14 protein-coding genes are annotated in these 17378 nt (G+C 50.2%); 13 read left to right on the top strand and 1 reads right to left on the bottom strand.

The genetic code is table 11. The features are described from left to right. Positions 1-7: 7 nt before the first annotated feature. From murD to CBR65_RS08220, 13 genes are all read left to right on the top strand, one after another. On the top strand, positions 8-1345 hold the full coding sequence (murD, locus tag CBR65_RS08280) for a UDP-N-acetylmuramoyl-L-alanine--D-glutamate ligase (protein ID WP_198300960.1): 1338 nt from the start codon (positions 8-10) through the stop codon (positions 1343-1345). Then, positions 1342-2550 carry a putative lipid II flippase FtsW gene (gene ftsW, locus CBR65_RS08275; protein ID WP_087466424.1) on the top strand — a complete coding sequence of 403 codons (1209 nt, stop codon included), beginning with the start codon at positions 1342-1344 and terminating at the stop codon, positions 2548-2550. Before murD ends, ftsW begins: the two co-directional genes overlap by 4 nt. Next, the gene (gene murG / locus CBR65_RS08270) at positions 2547-3638 is read left to right on the top strand and encodes an undecaprenyldiphospho-muramoylpentapeptide beta-N-acetylglucosaminyltransferase (protein ID WP_087466423.1); all 1092 of its coding nucleotides are present in this window, start codon (positions 2547-2549) and stop codon (positions 3636-3638) included. Before ftsW ends, murG begins: the two co-directional genes overlap by 4 nt. A gap of 28 nt (positions 3639-3666) precedes the next feature. Further along, positions 3667-5055, top strand: coding sequence for a UDP-N-acetylmuramate--L-alanine ligase (gene murC, locus CBR65_RS08265; RefSeq protein ID WP_232461432.1), 1389 nt, complete (start codon positions 3667-3669; stop codon positions 5053-5055). A 13-nt stretch (positions 5056-5068) separates the two neighbouring features. After that, entirely contained in the window at positions 5069-6010 is a 942-nt protein-coding gene (locus CBR65_RS08260; protein ID WP_087466421.1) for a D-alanine--D-alanine ligase, read from the top strand. A gap of 6 nt (positions 6011-6016) precedes the next feature. After that, positions 6017-6862, top strand: a complete 846-nt coding sequence (locus CBR65_RS08255; RefSeq protein WP_087466420.1) for a cell division protein FtsQ/DivIB — start codon at positions 6017-6019, stop codon at positions 6860-6862. A 40-nt stretch (positions 6863-6902) separates the two neighbouring features. Next, complete coding sequence (gene ftsA, locus CBR65_RS08250; RefSeq protein ID WP_087466419.1) at positions 6903-8141, top strand: cell division protein FtsA; 1239 nt, start codon at positions 6903-6905, stop codon at positions 8139-8141. A 57-nt stretch (positions 8142-8198) separates the two neighbouring features. Further along, the gene (ftsZ, locus tag CBR65_RS08245; protein ID WP_087466418.1) at positions 8199-9368 is read left to right on the top strand and encodes a cell division protein FtsZ; all 1170 of its coding nucleotides are present in this window, start codon (positions 8199-8201) and stop codon (positions 9366-9368) included. Positions 9369-9759: 391 nt separating this feature from the next. Further along, positions 9760-10671, top strand: coding sequence for a UDP-3-O-acyl-N-acetylglucosamine deacetylase (gene lpxC / locus CBR65_RS08240; protein ID WP_087466417.1), 912 nt, complete (start codon positions 9760-9762; stop codon positions 10669-10671). Positions 10672-10989: 318 nt separating this feature from the next. Next, positions 10990-11922, top strand: a complete 933-nt coding sequence (locus CBR65_RS08235) for a M23 family metallopeptidase (RefSeq protein ID WP_087466416.1) — start codon at positions 10990-10992, stop codon at positions 11920-11922. Positions 11923-12031: 109 nt separating this feature from the next. Further along, on the top strand, positions 12032-14740 hold the full coding sequence (secA, locus tag CBR65_RS08230; protein WP_087466415.1) for a preprotein translocase subunit SecA: 2709 nt from the start codon (positions 12032-12034) through the stop codon (positions 14738-14740). A 90-nt stretch (positions 14741-14830) separates the two neighbouring features. Then, positions 14831-16051, top strand: a complete 1221-nt coding sequence (gene argJ, locus CBR65_RS08225) for a bifunctional glutamate N-acetyltransferase/amino-acid acetyltransferase ArgJ (protein WP_087466414.1) — start codon at positions 14831-14833, stop codon at positions 16049-16051. Between the two features lie 2 nt (positions 16052-16053). Next, on the top strand, positions 16054-16998 hold the full coding sequence (locus CBR65_RS08220) for a Nudix family hydrolase (protein ID WP_198300910.1): 945 nt from the start codon (positions 16054-16056) through the stop codon (positions 16996-16998). Between the two features lie 92 nt (positions 16999-17090). Here the strand turns inward: CBR65_RS08220 and yacG are convergent, their stop codons facing one another. Beyond that, positions 17091-17291 (bottom strand): DNA gyrase inhibitor YacG, encoded by a 201-nt coding sequence (gene yacG, locus CBR65_RS08215; RefSeq protein ID WP_087466413.1) that lies wholly within the window; start codon positions 17289-17291, stop codon positions 17091-17093. Positions 17292-17378: the final 87 nt, after the last annotated feature.

Below are 17378 nucleotides of genomic sequence, written 5' to 3'. Positions count from 1 at the left end.
GACCCAAATGATCGCCACAAGCAAAGTCAAAGCCATCATCGGCACCGGTGTGACCGGCCTGTCGGTGGCTCGCTTTTTGGCGAAGCAGGGGCAAGCATTTGTATTACTGGATACTCGCGCACAACCACCAAACCTGGCGCAGATTAAAAAAGAATTTCCCCATGTGTTGGTTGAGACCGGCGAGTTAAAAACCGAAACCTTATTGCTGGCGGATGAAATTATTGCGAGCCCCGGTGTTGCCGTGGCAACACCGGCAATTGCCGAAGCCAGGGCGGTGGGTATTCCGGTGGTGGGTGATATTGAGTTATTTGTGCGTTATGCGCGCGCACCCATCGTGGCGATTACTGGTTCCAATGCTAAAAGCACGGTAACAACGCTGGTGGGTGAAATGGCCGCTCAAGCCGGGCTGAAAGTTGCCGTGGGTGGCAATCTGGGTACGCCGGCGTTGGATTTATTGCGTGATGATATTGAGTTGTATGTGATGGAGCTCTCCAGTTTTCAACTGGAGACCGTGTCCAAACTCAACGCCAAAGTGGCGACGATTTTAAATATCAGTGCCGATCACCTGGACCGTTACCCCAGCATGCAGGCGTACCATGCGGCGAAACTGCGGGTGTATTTCGGTGCAGAAAAAATTGTTGTTAATCGCAATGATGTCCTGACTCATCCGCCGCTGGCGACCGGCGTAAAGCCGATCACCTTTGGTGGCGGGGCGGAGTTCAATAATTTCGGCATTATTCAAGAGCAAGATGAAGATTATCTGGCATGGCAATTCCAACCCTTGATGCCGGTAAGCCAATTGAAAATCCGTGGCAAGCACAATGTCGATAATGCCCTGGCTGCACTGGCACTGGGGCAGGCCGCAGGCTTGCCATTGCCAGCCATGGTCGAGACCCTGAAAACGTTTGCCGGGTTGCCGCATCGTTGTGAATGGGTCACCGCTATTAAAGGTGTGGAATTTTTTAATGATTCCAAAGGCACCAATATCGGTGCAACAGTGGCCGCCATCAAAGGGCTTGCTCGCCCGCCCGCAAAACTGGTGTTGATTGCTGGTGGCGATGGAAAAGGTGCAAATTTTGCCGAGTTGGCTCCGGCTATTGATGATCAGGTTCGCGCCGTCGTGTTGATTGGTCGTGATGCGCCACAAATTGCGGCGGCCATTGAGGGTAAAAGCAAAATAATTTTTGCAACGAGCATGACCGACGCGGTGAGTAAAAGTTTTGAGCATGCTCATGCTGGTGATGCAGTGTTGTTGTCACCTGCCTGTGCAAGTTTCGATATGTTCAAGAATTATGTAGATCGTGGACAACAGTTCTGTGTAGCCGTGCGGGAGTTGGCATCATGATGACCACAACCCGCAATGATCTGCCATTTAACCAGCGCATCGATTGGACGCTGCTGAGTTTATGGCTGGTGTTGATGTCAGTCGGGCTGGTGATGGTCGCATCGGCTTCCGTGGCTTTTGCGGCAGCCAATTATGGTGATGCCTGGTATTTCGCCAAACGTCACGGCGTTTATATGGCCATGGGCGTCACCGTGGCGATGGTGGTTGTGTCTATTCCCATGAGTGTATGGCAACGCTACGCGGGTTATTTTTTATTGTTCACCTTGTTGCTGTTGGTGATCGTGCTGATTCCTGGCGTAGGGAAAAAAGTTAACGGCAGTCAACGCTGGCTGAGCCTCGGTATTATTTCAGTGCAAGTGTCGGAGATCGCCAAGTTTTGTGCAGTGGTATTTTTTGCCAGTTTCTTTGCGCGGCGGTATCACGAATTGCATTTCGGCTGGCAAGGTTTTTTGAAACCCTTGCTGGTTGTTGGTTTGTTCGTTGTGTTGTTGTTGCTGGAGCCCGACTTCGGCAGTTCAGTGGTATTGAGCGCAACGGTGTTTGCCATGATGTTCATCGCCGGAGTGCGGATGTGGCACTTTCTGTTGTTGATCGGTTTGGGGGTTGCGAGCCTGGGAGCCGTGGCCGTGTTTTCTCCCTACCGGATGCAGCGCTTGATTACTTTTCTGGACCCTTGGGCGGATCAATTTAATACCGGCTATCAGCTAACGCAATCGCTGATTGGTTTTGGGCGCGGTGAGTGGTTTGGTTTGGGCTTGGGTAACAGTTTACAGAAGCTGTTTTTCCTGCCGGAGGCTCATACCGATTTTATCTTTGCCATCATCGCGGAAGAATTCGGTTTGATTGGGGCGACGATTATTATCGGATTGTTTGTTGCGTTGATACTACGCATCTTCACCATCGCAAAAAATAATCTGGCGGTGGGTAAAGCCTTTGCTGCCTTTGCTGCCTTCGGTGTCGCTATCCTGTTTTCGTTCCAGGTGTTTATCAATGTCGGTGTCGCTTCCGGATTATTGCCAACTAAAGGGTTAACGCTGCCGTTTATCAGTTACGGTGGAAGCAGTTTGTTAGTCAGCTGTGTGTTGCTGGCCTTTGTCATGCGTATTGAGTGGGAAGTGCGTGGAGTGAGTTCGATTTACATCCCGCCTGCGCGCCCCTTGCGCGCTGCTGTTCGTCCGCCACCGATAATGCCGGAGGCGATATGACAGATGCGCAATCGCTTAAGGTAATGATTATGGCTGGCGGTACCGGCGGTCATGTATTCCCTGCGTTGGCTGTTGCCGAGGTGTTGCGGCAGGCAGGCGCGCAGTTGATGTGGCTCGGGACGGGGCGCGGTATTGAAAATCGTTTGGTGCCGGCGGCGAATATTCCGCTGCATCTTATTCGTGTGGAAGGTGTGCGTGGCCGTGGATTATCCGGATTAATCAAGGCGCCGTTTTTGGTGGGTTATGCCATTGCTCAAGCCATCGGTATCTTGCGGCGTGAACAACCTGATGTGGTGGTGGGCTTTGGTGGCTTTGCTTCCGGACCGGGCGGTGTCGCTGCGCGATTGTTGGGAAAGCCTTTGGTCATTCATGAACAAAATGCGATTGCCGGGACCACCAATCGGTTGCTTGCACGTTTTGCAACGCGAGTGCTGTCTGCTTTTAACGGTGCATTTGCACAGGCACAGGTGGTAGGTAATCCAGTGCGTACGGCGATTGCCGCGCTACCGGCACCGACAGTCCGTTATGGGGAGCGTCGTGCACAAAAAGCAAAACTGCATGTGTTGGTGTTGGGTGGCAGCCTGGGTGCAAAAGCCATCAATGAAATGATGCCGGAAGCTCTGGCGCAATTGCCATCAGATTCGCGCCCGGACGTATGGCATCAAACCGGAAAAGATCATGCACAAACTACAGCGGCGCTGTATGAGCAACAACACGTGATCGCCAGAGTAGAGGCTTTTATTGACGATATGGCCGCTGCTTATGGTTGGGCGGATGTGATTGTGTGTCGAGCGGGTGCTTTGACGGTTTCAGAACTGATGGCTGCGGGTGTCGCTGCTATTTTAATTCCCTTGCCGTCGGCGATTGATGATCACCAAACCCATAACGCGGCAATTTTAAGTAGCGCCGGTGCCGGTATATCGATGGCCCAGCGCGAGCTCACACCGGCGAAATTGGCGGCGCTCTTGATGACCCATATCAATGAGCCGGAACAAAGTATGAACATGGCTGAAAAAGCGCGCCTGCTTGCGTTGCCTGATGCAGCAGAAACAGTAGCGAATATTTGTGTGGAGGTGGCGCGTGGATAAAGCCATAGAACATTATGAAGTGCCCGAAATGCGCCGTATCCGTCGCATTCATTTTATCGGCATCGGCGGTGCGGGGATGAGTGGCATTGCCGAAGTGTTGTTGAATCAGGGATATGAAATTTCCGGTTCGGATATTAAAGAATCCAGCGTGACAGCGCGTTTGGTAAATAAAGGTGCGCAGGTTTTCATCGGTCACAGTGCGAGCAATGTTGCCGGTGCTGATGTGGTGGTAAATTCCAGTGCAGTTGCGGCTAATAATCCGGAAATGATCGGCGCGCGCGAATTGCGCATTCCGATTGTTCGTCGCGCCGAAATGCTGGGTGAGTTGATGCGCTATCGCCATGGTATTGCCGTGGCCGGCACCCACGGTAAAACCACCACCACCAGTTTAATGGCCTCGATTCTGGCTGCTGCGAAACAGGACCCGACATTTATCATCGGCGGCTTGGTAAACAGTACCGGCACTAACGCGCAGTTGGGCGGTAGCCGTTATCTGGTCGCGGAAGCCGATGAAAGCGATGCATCCTTTTTGCATCTGCAGCCCATGGTCGCCATTGTGACCAATATCGACGCAGATCATATGGACACCTACGGTGGGGATTTTTCAAAACTGAAGAAAACTTTCATCGAATTTTTGCATAACTTGCCGTTCTACGGCTTGGCAGTGTTGTGCGGTGAGGACCCGGTGATTCGCGACATTATTCCCGATATTGCGCGTCCGATTCTCACCTACGGTTTTGACGAACATTGTGATTTCCGGGCGATCAACATTCAGCAAAACAAGATGCAGTCAGAGTTCGATGTACTGCGTCCAGGCAACGAAAAGCCTTTGCATATTCGCTTGAATATTCCCGGTATCCACAACGTGTTAAATGCGACGGCAGTGATTGCGGTGGCCACAGATGAAGGCATCAGCGATGAGGCAATTCAGCAGGGGCTGGAGAATTTCCAGGGTGTCGGTCGTCGCTTTCAGGTGTACGGCAATTTTCCTATTGGCAGTGGCGATGCCATGTTGGTGGATGACTACGGCCACCATCCGCGCGAAGTAGCCGCGATTATCAAAGCAGTACGGGACGGCTGGCCCGACCGGCGTCTGGTCATGGTTTACCAACCGCACCGCTATACGCGCACGCGGGATTTGTACGAAGATTTTGTTGAAGTGTTATCAACGGTAGATGCTCTGGTAATGCTCGAAGTTTATAGCGCGGGAGAGGAAGTTATTCCCGGTGCAGACAGTCGCCATCTGTGTCGCAGCATTCGCGCGCGCGGTGTGATTGAACCTATCTTTGTTGAAACCGTTGAAGGTGTTCCGGCCATCATCAAAGATCTGGTTAAAGCAGGCGATATTGTGATTACCCAAGGCGCGGGCAATGTGGGTGTGTTGTCCCCTGAATTAGCCAAGCGCAACTTGCAGTAGAGGTAAAGAAAAAATGCAATCCATACACTTGCCGATTGATGAGGCCTTAAAAAACCGCTTGGGTCGTGTGGGCGTTTTGTTCGGTGGACAATCGGCAGAGCGTGAAATTTCCTTGCAAAGCGGTACGGCCGTTATCAATGCATTGAAAGAAGCAGGTATTGATCCGGTGGTGATTGATGTTGGCGAGAATGCAATCAGCGATATACAAGCGGCAAAGCTGGATCGCGCGTTTATCGCGCTGCATGGCCCCGGTGGTGAAGACGGACGAATTCAGGCGGTGTTGGAATATTTAAAAATTCCGTATACCGGCAGTGACGTACAGTCATCGGCACTGGCAATGGATAAATTGCGCAGTAAACAATTGTGGCGTGGTGTCGGATTATCCACGCCGGATTTCGCTGTGTTGCAGGCACATACCGATTGGGCAGCCGTGCTGGATAATCTGGGTGGCGAAGTCATGGTGAAGCCAGCCCACGAAGGTTCCAGTATCGGTATGTCGCGTGTGCAATCAGCGACGGAGCTGCAAGCGGCTTATCAAAATGCCGCGCAATACGACGGCAGTGTGTTGGTTGAACGTTTGATCACCGGTGGCGAGTACACCGTGGCGATTCTGGACGGCAAAGCCCTGGCGCCAATTAAACTGGAAACTGACCACCGCTTTTATGATTTTGATGCGAAATATCTTGCGGAAGATACGCGCTACCTCTGCCCGTGCGGCTTGAGTGAGACGAAAGAAAAAGAGCTGCGTGAATTAGCGTTAAATGCCTTCAGCGCGCTCGGTTGTCGCGGTTGGGGTCGCGTGGATGTCATGGCCGATTCGGCACAGAATTTTTATTTGTTGGAAGTGAATACCGTGCCCGGCATGACCAGCCACAGCTTGGTACCCATGGCTGCAAAAGCAGAAGGTTTATCTTTTGCGCAATTGGTCATCGCTGTATTGCTGGCCAGTTTGTAAATCAGCATGAACGACAGCAGTGTCAATGGCAGGCGGCGCAGTAAACGAGCAGAGGGACTGAATACCAAGGTTCCCAGCTACGGCGGTGCCCGTTTGGGCGACAACAACAATGACAATGCCGGTCGTTGGTCAAGACGTTTAGTGGGATTGGTTTTGATAGTCGGAGCGCTGGGATTAGCGCTGTATTTTGTCGCTGAGCCTGTGGCGGAACTGGTTGATCGACCGCTGGCCAGCGTGATGGTGGAGGGTGACTTTCATTACATCAGCAAGGAGCGAGCTATGGCGTTAATCAGTGCAGAGATCAATGAAGATTTTTTGCAGCTGGATTTAATGCGCATGAAAACGGCATTGGAAAGTGAACCCTGGGTTGAGCACGCCGCCCTGGCGCGACGTTGGCCCGATGCGCTGGAAGTACGCATCACCGAGGAGCAGCCAATTGCGCGATGGGGTACAGACGGTTTTTTAAACCAGCGCGGCGAGTTGGTGCAGGTTGACAATATTGATGCATTGGCGGCGTTACCCTTATTGCAAGGCAACGCCGCTGATGCCAGCAAGATTATGCAGCAATATCAGGATTTATCGCAGTTGTTGCGCTCGCGTGGTCTGGACGTTATCGAGTTGAAGTGTGATAGCAAAAAGTCCTGGCGATTGATGTTGAAAGGTGATGTGGAAGTGGCCATTGGTCGGGATCAGGTGATGGAAAAAATGCGCCGCTTTATGACGGTCTACGACCAACACCTGAGCGAGGTCTGGCAAGACGTTACAGCAATTGATGTGCGCTATACCAACGGCGTTGCGGTGCAATGGTCGCCGGATTCAGAAGCGAAAAAAAATTACATTAAATCGATGTGATCATTCAAAGGTTGGAATGATTTAAAAAGAGGTTACGCCAATGGCAAATGCTGGTGACAACAAAATGATTGTTGGCCTGGATATAGGTACATCCAAGGTGGTGGCGCTTGTGGGGGCCATCACGCCCGAAGGACGCCTGGAAATTGTCGGTATCGGATCGCATCGCTCCAGCGGTTTGAAAAAAGGTGTGGTGGTAAATATCGAATCCACGGTGCTTTCGATCCAGCGCGCTATTGAAGAAGCGGAGTTGATGGCTGGTTGCCAGATTCACTCGGTCTACGCGGGTATCGCGGGCAGCCACATTCGCAGCCTGAATTCTCACGGTATCGTGGCGATCAAGGATCGTGAAGTGTTTCCGCAGGATCTGGATCGTGTAATTGATGCAGCACAGGCCGTGGCTATTCCAGCGGACCAGAAAATTCTGCACATCCTGCCGCAGGAATTTTTAATTGATGACCAGGACGGTGTGAAAGAGCCTTTGGGGATGTCCGGTGTGCGCCTGGAAGCAAAAGTGCATCTGGTGACTTGCGCAGTCAATGCGGCGCAAAATATTGAAAAATGTATTCGTCGGTGTGGTTTGGAAGTTGAAGATATTATCTTGGAACAATTGGCTTCAAGTTATGCCGTACTGACTGATGATGAAAAAGAATTGGGTGTTTGTGTGGTGGATATTGGCGGCGGTACCACTGACATTGCCATCTTTAAAGACGGTGCAATTCGCCATACGGGCGTGATCCCGATTGCCGGTGATCAGGTAACCAACGATATCGCTATGGCGCTGCGCACACCGACGCCTAATGCTGAAGAAATTAAAATTAAATATGCCTGCGCATTGGCAAAGTTAACCAGCCCGGATGAAACGATCAAAGTACCCAGTGTGGGAGATCGTCAACCACGCGATCTGTCCCGACAGGCATTGGCCGAAGTGGTGGAGCCGCGCTACGACGAATTGTTTACATTGGTGCAATCGGAATTGCGGCGCAGCGGTTATGAAGATTTGATTGCCGCCGGTATTGTCTTAACCGGTGGTACGTCGAAGATGGAAGGTGTTATTGAACTGGCGGAGGAAATTTTTCATATGCCCGTTCGTATTGGCGCACCACACGCCATTCGCGGTTTGACTGACATCGTGAATAATCCCATTTATTCCACCGGTGTCGGTTTGTTGATGTATGCAATGAAGCAACAACAGGAGGGCAGGGGAGCTGCGCATCATTCGAGGGAACAGCAGGGTTCGATTATCAGTCGGCTCAAGAAATTATTTCAAAGCAATTTTTAAACGCAACCAGGTTTTATTTTTTAACAGACACGTTCAAGGGAAAAAAGGGGTATTACTATGTTTGAATTAGTCGATAGCATTCAACAAAGTGCAGTTATCAAAGTTATCGGTGTTGGTGGTGGTGGCGGTAACGCCGTCAAACACATGATTGCCAATAACGTTGATGGTGTGGAATTTATCTGTGCAAATACTGACGCGCAAGCGCTGAAAGATATTGATGCACGCACCGTGTTACAACTGGGTAACTCCATGACCAAAGGGCTGGGTGCAGGTGCTAACCCGGAGGTAGGCCGGCAGGCAGCGCTGGAAGATCGCGAGCGTATTGCTGAGGTCCTGCGCGGTGCTGATATGGTATTTATTGCCGCAGGCATGGGTGGTGGTACCGGTACTGGTGGTGCACCGGTAGTGGCCGAAGTTGCGCGCGACCTGGGAATTCTGACGGTTGCGGTGGTCACCAAACCCTTCCCGTTCGAAGGCCGCAAACGTATGGCTATTGCCGACGCCGGTATTCGTGAACTGCAGGAGCGCGTGGATTCGTTAATCACCATTCCCAATGAAAAATTGTTGGCGGTGTTGGGTAAGTCAACCAGCCTGCTTGATGCGTTTAAAGCCGCTAACAATGTATTGCTCGGCGCGGTGCAAGGTATTGCCGATCTGATTATCCGTCCCGGCATGATCAACGTCGACTTCGCTGACGTTCGCACCGTGATGTCTGAAATGGGCATGGCGATGATGGGCACCGGTCGTGCAACAGGTGAAAATCGCGCACGCGAAGCAGCCGAAGCGGCAATTCGCAGCCCGCTGCTGGAAGACGTTAATCTGCAAGGTGCGCGCGGTATTCTGGTAAATATCACTGCCGGTATTGATCTGTCGCTCGGCGAATACTCTGAAGTGGGTAACACTATTGAAGAATTTGCATCCGCTGATGCGACTGTAGTGGTTGGTACGGTAATCGATCCAGAGATGAGCAACGAGCTTCGCGTGACTGTTGTGGCAACTGGTTTGGGTGCGGCGGCTACCGCAGCGGTTAAAGAAACCAAACCTGCGCCCACAAAAGTCATCGTGGATAACACGCGTCGTTCCAATGGTCAGATTGATTACAGCGCATTGGATCGTCCGGCGCACTTGCGCGCCAACAGTCATTCTTCGGCGGCTGTTGCACCGATGGCAGAAAAGGATCTTGAATATCTCGATATTCCGGCATTCTTGCGTCGCCAGGCGGATTGATCGATTGGATGTAGTGGTAATGAATGTCGCGAGTCTCAGTCGCCGCTGACGGACGACTTGAAAATTGCCTTTACCGGCACCACAACTCGTCAATGAACGTGTCTGAGTTAGTGGTCCGGTATGCGTAAAAAGCGCAGGGCAGTACTATTTTTAGCGGACAGGGACCAGGTTCGCTAAAGATTGATTTTTCCTATAGGCCGCTTAGCTGGCGACCTGCGACATATATTGGTAACATGACTTGCTTTTTTGAACGGGATTACTTTTGGTTAGACTGCGGGACATCAATAAGGATATCGCGAGTATGACGGCAAAAAATTTACGTCGCGTACACGCCAAAGTCACCTTGGGTACACTTGCTAATCTAGCTAACAGGTAGGGCTAACACAAAGCAATGATCAGACAACGAACACTTAAGAATGCCATTCGCGCGACCGGCGTTGGGTTACACACCGGCCAAAAGATTTATTTGACTCTGCTTCCCGCTCCTGTGGATGCGGGTATCCTGTTTCGCCGGGTGGATCTTGACCCTGTGGTGGAGATCGAAGCGAAGGCAGAAAATGTCGGTGATACGACGCTGTCGACGACCCTGATGAATGGCGACGTCCGCGTATCAACAGTCGAGCATTTGCTTTCTGCCATGGCTGGTCTGGGTATTGATAACGCTATTGTTGAAGTCAGCGCCCCGGAAGTCCCTATTATGGATGGCAGTGCTGGCCCTTTTGTTTTTCTGATCCAATCTGCTGGTATTCAAGAGCAACCAGCAGCGAAAAAATTCATCCGCATCAAAAAGCCCGTCACGGTGCAGGATGGCGATAAAATTGCCAGTTTCCTGCCATTTGAAGGCTTTAAAGTCACTTTCTCTATCGATTTCGATCACCCGGTTTTTCAGGGGCGTACCCTTGAAACGTCGGTGGATTTTTCCAGTACGTCTTTTGTAAAAGAAGTTAGTCGCGCGCGCACTTTCGGTTTTATGCACGAGATTGAATATTTGCGCTCCAAAGGCTTGGCCAAGGGCGGCAGCATCGACAACGCTATCGTCGTGGATGATTACCGCATCCTTAACGAGGATGGCCTGCGCTACGAAGATGAGTTTGTAAAACACAAGGTCCTGGATGCTATCGGTGACTTGTATCTTCTGGGAAATAGCCTGATTGGTGAGTTTAAAGCGCATAAGTCGGGTCACGGCCTTAACAACAAATCCTTGCGCCAATTAATCGCTCAAAAAGATGCCTGGGAAGTGGTCACATTTGAAGATGAGGACGCTGCGCCCATCTCTTATATGAAGCCTTTATTGGCTATTTAAGTTTTTCCCCGTCTTAGTTTCAACGACATTGGTGAACTGATGTCGTTGAAATTTTCTATTGATCATTACCTTTCATCTGTGCCATATTTCGACCTCCCGCTGATATTGGCGGATGATTTTTCAGAAATTGGTGCTAATTTTGCTTATAAATCCGTGTTATCACGGACGACAAAGTGATTGTTTATAATAAAGAAGTTGGTTTTTAAGTCCTTCGAGTTATAAAACATCCGCAACAAGGCAATATTGGTCTAAGCAAGAATCTTAAAATGCCTACTATTACTAATAATTGGTTCAGGCAAATCAGATAACATTCATTGCATGAAAATTATTATCCTCAACAAGCATCACGGTCAGTCACGGAGCATCTCCATTGCGGGATGGACTCGTGCGTTTCTTTCTGTCTGCTTGTTGGGTATGCCTGGAGTGCTCTGCGCTATTGGCTATAACTGGCTTGAAACGCAGGACAACGGTGACTTCTTTAATACCGAGTCCCGTCAGGCGCTTGAAGATGAATTGATTGCCCAGAAAGAACATCTGGAGAAAACCCGTCAGGAGGCCGAAGCACAATTGTCGGCGCTGACGATGAAAATCGCAGAAATGCAGGCGCGTCTCGTGCGTCTGGATGCTTTGGGTGAGCGGTTGACTACCGTTGCCAAGCTGGAAGAAGGCGAGTTCGATTTCAGTCAGCCCCCTGCCGTCGGCGGCCCGGAAACAGCGGCTGTCACTCAGGCCCAGTCTACTCCTGAACTGATTCGGATCATCGATCAGCTCTCTAATCAAATCGAAAACCGCGAACAACAGCTGGAAACGCTTGATGCTTTATTGGCCAAGCGCAAAATCCAGGATGACATCTTTATTGCCGGTCGACCCGTGCAAAAAGGTTGGATGGCTTCCCGTTTTGGGCGCAGAACCGATCCGTTTACCGGCAATGTTGCTTTCCATGCTGGTGTTGATTTCGCGGCCCGTGAAGGCACTGATGTCATCTCGGTTGCTGCCGGGGTTGTCACTGTTGCTGGTCGTCACCCTGAATATGGCAACATGGTGGAAATCAACCATGGTAACGGCTATGCCACACGCTATGCCCACAACAAAAGTAATCTGGTAAAAGTGGGTGATGTAGTTAAAAAAGGTCAAATCATCGCTTTAGTAGGCTCTACCGGTCGCTCTACTGGTCCCCACGTTCATTTTGAAGTTTACAAGCACGGTCGCCCTGTCGATCCTGCAACCTATATTCATCGCGCCAGCCGATAATTCTCCTCTCCCCGCTTGCTTTAACAAGCACCTTTCTGTTTACTTGCCAGCCTTGCTGTCAGGTTCATTTTATTTCAGATCTGCATTCTTATAAGTTACGGTATATCAAATGATTGGTTTTATAGCTAAAGCTTTATTCGGTTCAAAAAATGATCGTGAACTCAAGCGCATGAGCAAGATTGTGACGCGAATTAACGCGCTTGAGCCCGACATGGAAAAGCTGACTGACGAACAATTACGGGCAAAAACTGACGAATATCGTCAGCGTTACCAGCAAGGCGAGACCGTTGATCAGCTCTTACCTGAAGCTTTTGCCACGGTGCGTGAAGCAAGCCGCCGGGTTTTGTCGATGCGCCATTTTGATGTACAGCTTATCGGTGGTATGGCGCTGCACGAAGGGTGTATCGCTGAAATGCGTACCGGTGAGGGTAAAACCCTGGTGGCAACCCTGCCGAGCTACCTGCACGCCCTGACTGGTAAGGGCGTGCACGTGATTACAGTGAATGATTATCTGGCCAGTCGCGACGCAGCGTGGATGGCCCCGGTTTATGAATTTCTGGGCATGAAGGTTGGCGTTATCCAATCCATGCAGCCTTCTGCTTTAAAGCGCGAAGCCTACGCGGCGGACATTACTTACGGCACCAATAACGAATACGGTTTTGACTATCTCCGCGATAACATGGCGCTGAGTAAAGCCGATAAAGTACAGCGTCCGTTATATTTTGCCATCGTGGACGAAGTCGACTCGATTTTGATTGACGAAGCGCGCACACCTTTGGTGATTTCCGGTGCTGCTGAAAACAGTTCTGAACTCTACAAGCGCATGAACCAGTTGGTCGGCAGGTTGAAACCGCAACAGGAAGAAGACGGGGAAGGCGACTACTCTGTTGATGAGAAAACCCGTCAGGTGGAACTCTCTGAAAGCGGGCATCAACATGTAGAAGATTTATTGATTGAAGCAAAATTACTGCAGCCGGACCAAAATCTCTACGCGGCCAATAATTTGGCGTTATTGCATCACGTTAATTCAGCCTTGCGCGCCCATGCATTATTCCATCGCGATGTAGAGTACATCGTTCAGGAGAATCAGGTTGTCTTGATTGATGAGCACACCGGCCGAACCATGCAGGGGCGTCGTCTATCGGAAGGTCTGCATCAGGCATTGGAGGCCAAAGAAGGCGTACCGATTCAAAGCGAGAGTCAAACACTTGCGTCGACTACCTTCCAGAATTATTTCCGCCTATATCCGATTCTCGCGGGCATGACCGGTACGGCAGACACCGAGGCGTATGAATTCCGCGAAATCTATCGTCTTGATGTCGTGGTAATTCCCACCAATAAGACAGTACAGCGTGTCGACCTGAACGATTTGGTTTTTCTGTCGGTAGAAGAAAAATACGATGCAATCGTTGAGGACATCAAAACCTATCAGGAAAAAAATGCTCCGATTCTGGTGGGTACTGCATCAATCGAAACCTCGGAAGAAATGTCACGTCGCTTGAATAAAGCGGGCATTAAACACCAGGTACTTAACGCCAAATTTCACGCACAGGAAGCGGAGATTATTGCCCAGGCGGGTCGCCCAGGCGCGGTCACGATTGCGACCAACATGGCGGGCCGTGGTACGGATATCGTGTTGGGTGGTAAATGGGAAGCGGAAGTGGCCGCGTTGGAAAATTCGACAGAAGCGCAAGTTGCCGCTATTAAAGCCGAGTGGCAAAAACGTCACGAAACAGTTATTGCGGCAGGCGGGTTGCATATTATCGGTACAGAGCGCCATGAATCCCGCCGTATTGATAACCAGTTGCGCGGCCGCGCCGGTCGTCAGGGTGATCCGGGCTTAACGCGCTTTTATTTATCGCTTGAAGATAATTTGATGCGCATCTTTGCGTCGGATCGCGTGCGTGGATTTATGCAGGCATTAGGCATGAACAAGGGCGAGGCCATTGAACACCGCATGGTGAACAACGCCATTGAAAAAGCCCAGCGTAAAGTTGAAGGTCGCAACTTTGATATTCGTAAGCAATTGCTCGAATTTGATGACGTCGCTAATGAACAGCGGCAAATTATTTATCACCAACGCAATCAGCTGCTGGACGCCGACACTATTCGTGACACTGTTAATACTGTTCGCGGAGACGTGGTCGATGACATGATCAGCCATTTTATTCCTCCGATGAGCATTGAAGATCAGTGGAATGTTCCCGGTCTGGAAAAGCAAATTGAAACAGATTTTGGTTTGCAATTACCCATTGCCAAATGGCTTGATGAAGACAATCGTCTGCACGAAGAAAAGCTGCGTGAAAAAATTCTCGCTGAAATCCAGGCGGGCTACGATGCAAAATGCGAACGCATCGGCAACATCATGGTTGAGATTGAAAAACAGGTTATGTTGCAAGTGTTGGACAACGCTTGGAAAGAGCATCTGGCCAACATGGACCACCTGCGTCAAGGCATTAATCTGCGTTCCTATGCGCAAAAAAATCCGAAGCAGGAATACAAACGTGAAGCGTTTGAGCTCTTCCAGCAATTATTGGAAACCGTAAAGCGCGAAACAATCCACCTGCTAGCACGTGTTGAGCCGATTACACGCGAACAAATGGAAGCGATGGAAAAGCAACGTCGTGAAGCATTAGAACGGCAAAAAATGTTGCTGCAACATGAACAAGTCTCCGCTATGGGCGAAGAGCAGTTGCCCGAGCGCGATCATCAACAACCTGAGCCGTTTGTACGCCAGGGGCGAAAAGTTGGTCGCAACGATCCATGTCCTTGTGGTTCGGGGAAAAAATATAAACAGTGTCATGGACAATTGGAGTAAGGCATTAAAGGTTGAGCAACCGGTGCCTGTCGTTTAACCGGTGTCTGTGGTTTAAAAGTATCGTCGCAAATAGCACAGGAATTATGAATCATGGCCGTTGGTGAATATCCATTCCCTTCCATGCACCCGGTAGCGGGTGTAAAACTCACCGCTGTTTGTGCGGGTATCAAGCGTCAAAACCGTCGTGATGTCGTGTTGTTCGAGCTGGCAGAAGGCAGTGCTGTTGCAGGTGTTTTTACAAAAAATGCTTTCTGCGCAGCGCCGGTGACATTGTGCAAAGCCCACTTGGCGGCTGCGCCGATTCGTTATTTAGTGATTAACTCCGGTAACGCTAATGCTTGTACGGGCGAACAGGGCTTGCGCGATGCCAAAGCAACCTGTGAAGCCATTGCGCAGCAAACAGGTGTTAAGCCCGAGCAGGTTTTACCCTTTTCTACTGGTGTGATTGGTGAGCCTTTACCGGTTGCCAAGATCATCGCGGTAATTCCTGAAGCCTTGGCAAACGCAACCGAACAAGGTTGGACCGATGCGGGTGCCGGTATCATGACAACCGATACGCGCCCTAAAGGGTTTAGTCAACAAATCGAATACCAAGGCAAAACGATTACCGTGAATGGGATTGCCAAAGGTGCTGGCATGATCAAACCCAACATGGCGACTATGCTGGGTTACATCGCTACCGATGCCAAAATTGCGCAGCCTTTATTGCAGCAGTTAGCGAAGGAAGCGGCAGATAAATCGTTCAACCGTATCACTATAGATGGTGATACCTCTACCAACGACTCATGCATTCTCATTGCTACTGGTCAGGTTGATTTACCCGAGGTTAACAAACCTGAGGGTGAGTTATATGAAAAACTGAAAGACATTATTTTTGCTGCGTATATTCATCTGGCGAAAAGTATTGTCAGCGATGGTGAAGGTGCAACCAAATTCGTGACCGTTGCTGTCAGCGGCGGTGCAAATCGCGATGAATGTCTCGATGTAGCTTATGCTGTTGCACATTCTCCCCTGATCAAAACGGCTCTCTTTGCATCTGATCCTAATTGGGGTCGCATTGTTGCTGCTATTGGTTATGCCGGTGTGCCTGACCTTGATGCAACCAAAGTTCGTGTTCATCTCAATGATGTATTGATTGTAGAAAATGGCGGACGCGCAGCGAGCTATACCGAAGAGCAGGGCCAGACTGTTATGAAAGGTGAAGATATTGCCATTCGTATCGATCTCGGTCGCGGTAGTGTGGCAGAGACGGTGTGGACGACCGACTTGTCTTATGAGTATGTCCGTATTAACGCCGATTATCGTTCGTAATTATGGCAGTGAAAATTGTTCACGTTGCCGTCGGGGCTATTGTTAGTCCCGATGGCAAAATCCTTATCGCGCGCCGCGCCGCCGACGTGCACCAGGGCGGCTTGTGGGAATTTCCCGGCGGAAAGGTAGATGCTGGTGAAACAATTCATCAGGCACTGCAACGCGAACTTTATGAAGAGCTTGATATTCAAGTTGAGCAAACAGAACCTCTGATCCAAATTCGCCATGATTACGTGGATAAATCGGTTTTTCTAGACGTATATAAAGTGCTCGCCTTTTCCGGGGAGCCTCGCGGTGTGGAAGGGCAGCCAGTTCGCTGGGTTACAGTCCCGGAGCTGAGTGATTACCCTTTCCCTGCCGCCAATAAACCCATCATTACCGCACTGCAACTGCCCGATAGCTTGTTGATTACTGGTGAATTTGATTCGCACGCTGATTTTCTATTTCGCCTGCAGCGCGCCTTGCAACGTGGCATTCGCCTGGTTCAGCTACGTTGCCCCTCCGCATTGCCGGAACAATTCAGGGGCCTGGCGCAGTTGGCCAAAACATTATGCGAGCAGTATCAGGCAACATTACTCTGCAATACCACGCGGGATAACTTTTCCCGATGCGCTGGTGATGGCCTTCACCTCAACAGCCATGAATTACGAACATATGAATCCCGTCCGATAGATGACTCAAAATTATTAGGCGCTTCATGTCATAATGCAGAAGAAATTCAGCAAGCGCTACGTATAGATGTGGATTACATTTGCCTGTCACCCGTCGCCCCGACGTCTTCGCATCCGAATGCAGCAGTATTAGGCTGGGAGAAATTCGCGGAGCTGGTGCAAAACACAGGTGTTCCGGTGTTTGCGTTAGGTGGAATGGATGGCGATGACATTAAGATTGCAAAAGCCCACGGTGGGCAAGGAATTGCAGCAATCAGTTGCTTTTGGAATGAATAACGTTTGTGGTGCGTCTTGTCGGATTAGCAAAGCGTAATCCGACACTCCACCTGCAAATCAATCCATCCTCGCGGCTCGGTAATGTACTCCAACTAATCCCTCTCCTCATCATCATTCAAATCAACTTTCTCACCGGGAATCCGATGCCCCTCGCTGGCCCATTCTCCCAAATCAATCAATCGACAACGATCACTGCAAAACGGACGGAACGGATAATCATCCGTCCAATAAATCGTTTTCTTACAAATAGGGCAGGCGAGTTTCAAGGGTTTTTGAGTGTCAGTATCAGTCATAACAGAAGTATCAGTTTGAAAAGTGAATAAATCGAATCATGTTCGATAAGATAAAGAAATGGGTCTCCAACAACGTGGAGCGATAGT

Source organism: Cellvibrio sp. PSBB006, from assembly GCF_002162135.1.
Lineage (GTDB): Bacteria > Pseudomonadota > Gammaproteobacteria > Pseudomonadales > Cellvibrionaceae > Cellvibrio.
The sequence above is the reverse complement of the archived record's forward strand: the minus strand, read 5'-3'. Positions and strand labels throughout refer to the sequence as shown.

What these genes read in the sequence shown, in the direction of transcription:
- CBR65_RS08220 (WP_198300910.1), top strand. Translation starts at nt 16,054, where the DNA reads ATGGCAGTGAAAATTGTTCACGTTGCCGTCGGGGCTATTGTTAGTCCC.
- ftsZ (WP_087466418.1), top strand. Translation starts at nt 8,199, where the DNA reads ATGTTTGAATTAGTCGATAGCATTCAACAAAGTGCAGTTATCAAAGTT.
- murG (WP_087466423.1), top strand. Translation starts at nt 2,547, where the DNA reads ATGACAGATGCGCAATCGCTTAAGGTAATGATTATGGCTGGCGGTACC.
- argJ (WP_087466414.1), top strand. Translation starts at nt 14,831, where the DNA reads ATGGCCGTTGGTGAATATCCATTCCCTTCCATGCACCCGGTAGCGGGT.
- secA (WP_087466415.1), top strand. Translation starts at nt 12,032, where the DNA reads ATGATTGGTTTTATAGCTAAAGCTTTATTCGGTTCAAAAAATGATCGT.
- CBR65_RS08235 (WP_087466416.1), top strand. Translation starts at nt 10,990, where the DNA reads ATGAAAATTATTATCCTCAACAAGCATCACGGTCAGTCACGGAGCATC.
- CBR65_RS08255 (WP_087466420.1), top strand. Translation starts at nt 6,017, where the DNA reads ATGAACGACAGCAGTGTCAATGGCAGGCGGCGCAGTAAACGAGCAGAG.
- lpxC (WP_087466417.1), top strand. Translation starts at nt 9,760, where the DNA reads ATGATCAGACAACGAACACTTAAGAATGCCATTCGCGCGACCGGCGTT.
- ftsW (WP_087466424.1), top strand. Translation starts at nt 1,342, where the DNA reads ATGATGACCACAACCCGCAATGATCTGCCATTTAACCAGCGCATCGAT.
- murC (WP_232461432.1), top strand. Translation starts at nt 3,667, where the DNA reads ATGCGCCGTATCCGTCGCATTCATTTTATCGGCATCGGCGGTGCGGGG.
- ftsA (WP_087466419.1), top strand. Translation starts at nt 6,903, where the DNA reads ATGGCAAATGCTGGTGACAACAAAATGATTGTTGGCCTGGATATAGGT.
- CBR65_RS08260 (WP_087466421.1), top strand. Translation starts at nt 5,069, where the DNA reads ATGCAATCCATACACTTGCCGATTGATGAGGCCTTAAAAAACCGCTTG.
- yacG (WP_087466413.1), bottom strand. Translation starts at nt 17,291, where the DNA reads ATGACTGATACTGACACTCAAAAACCCTTGAAACTCGCCTGCCCTATT.
- murD (WP_198300960.1), top strand. Translation starts at nt 8, where the DNA reads ATGATCGCCACAAGCAAAGTCAAAGCCATCATCGGCACCGGTGTGACC.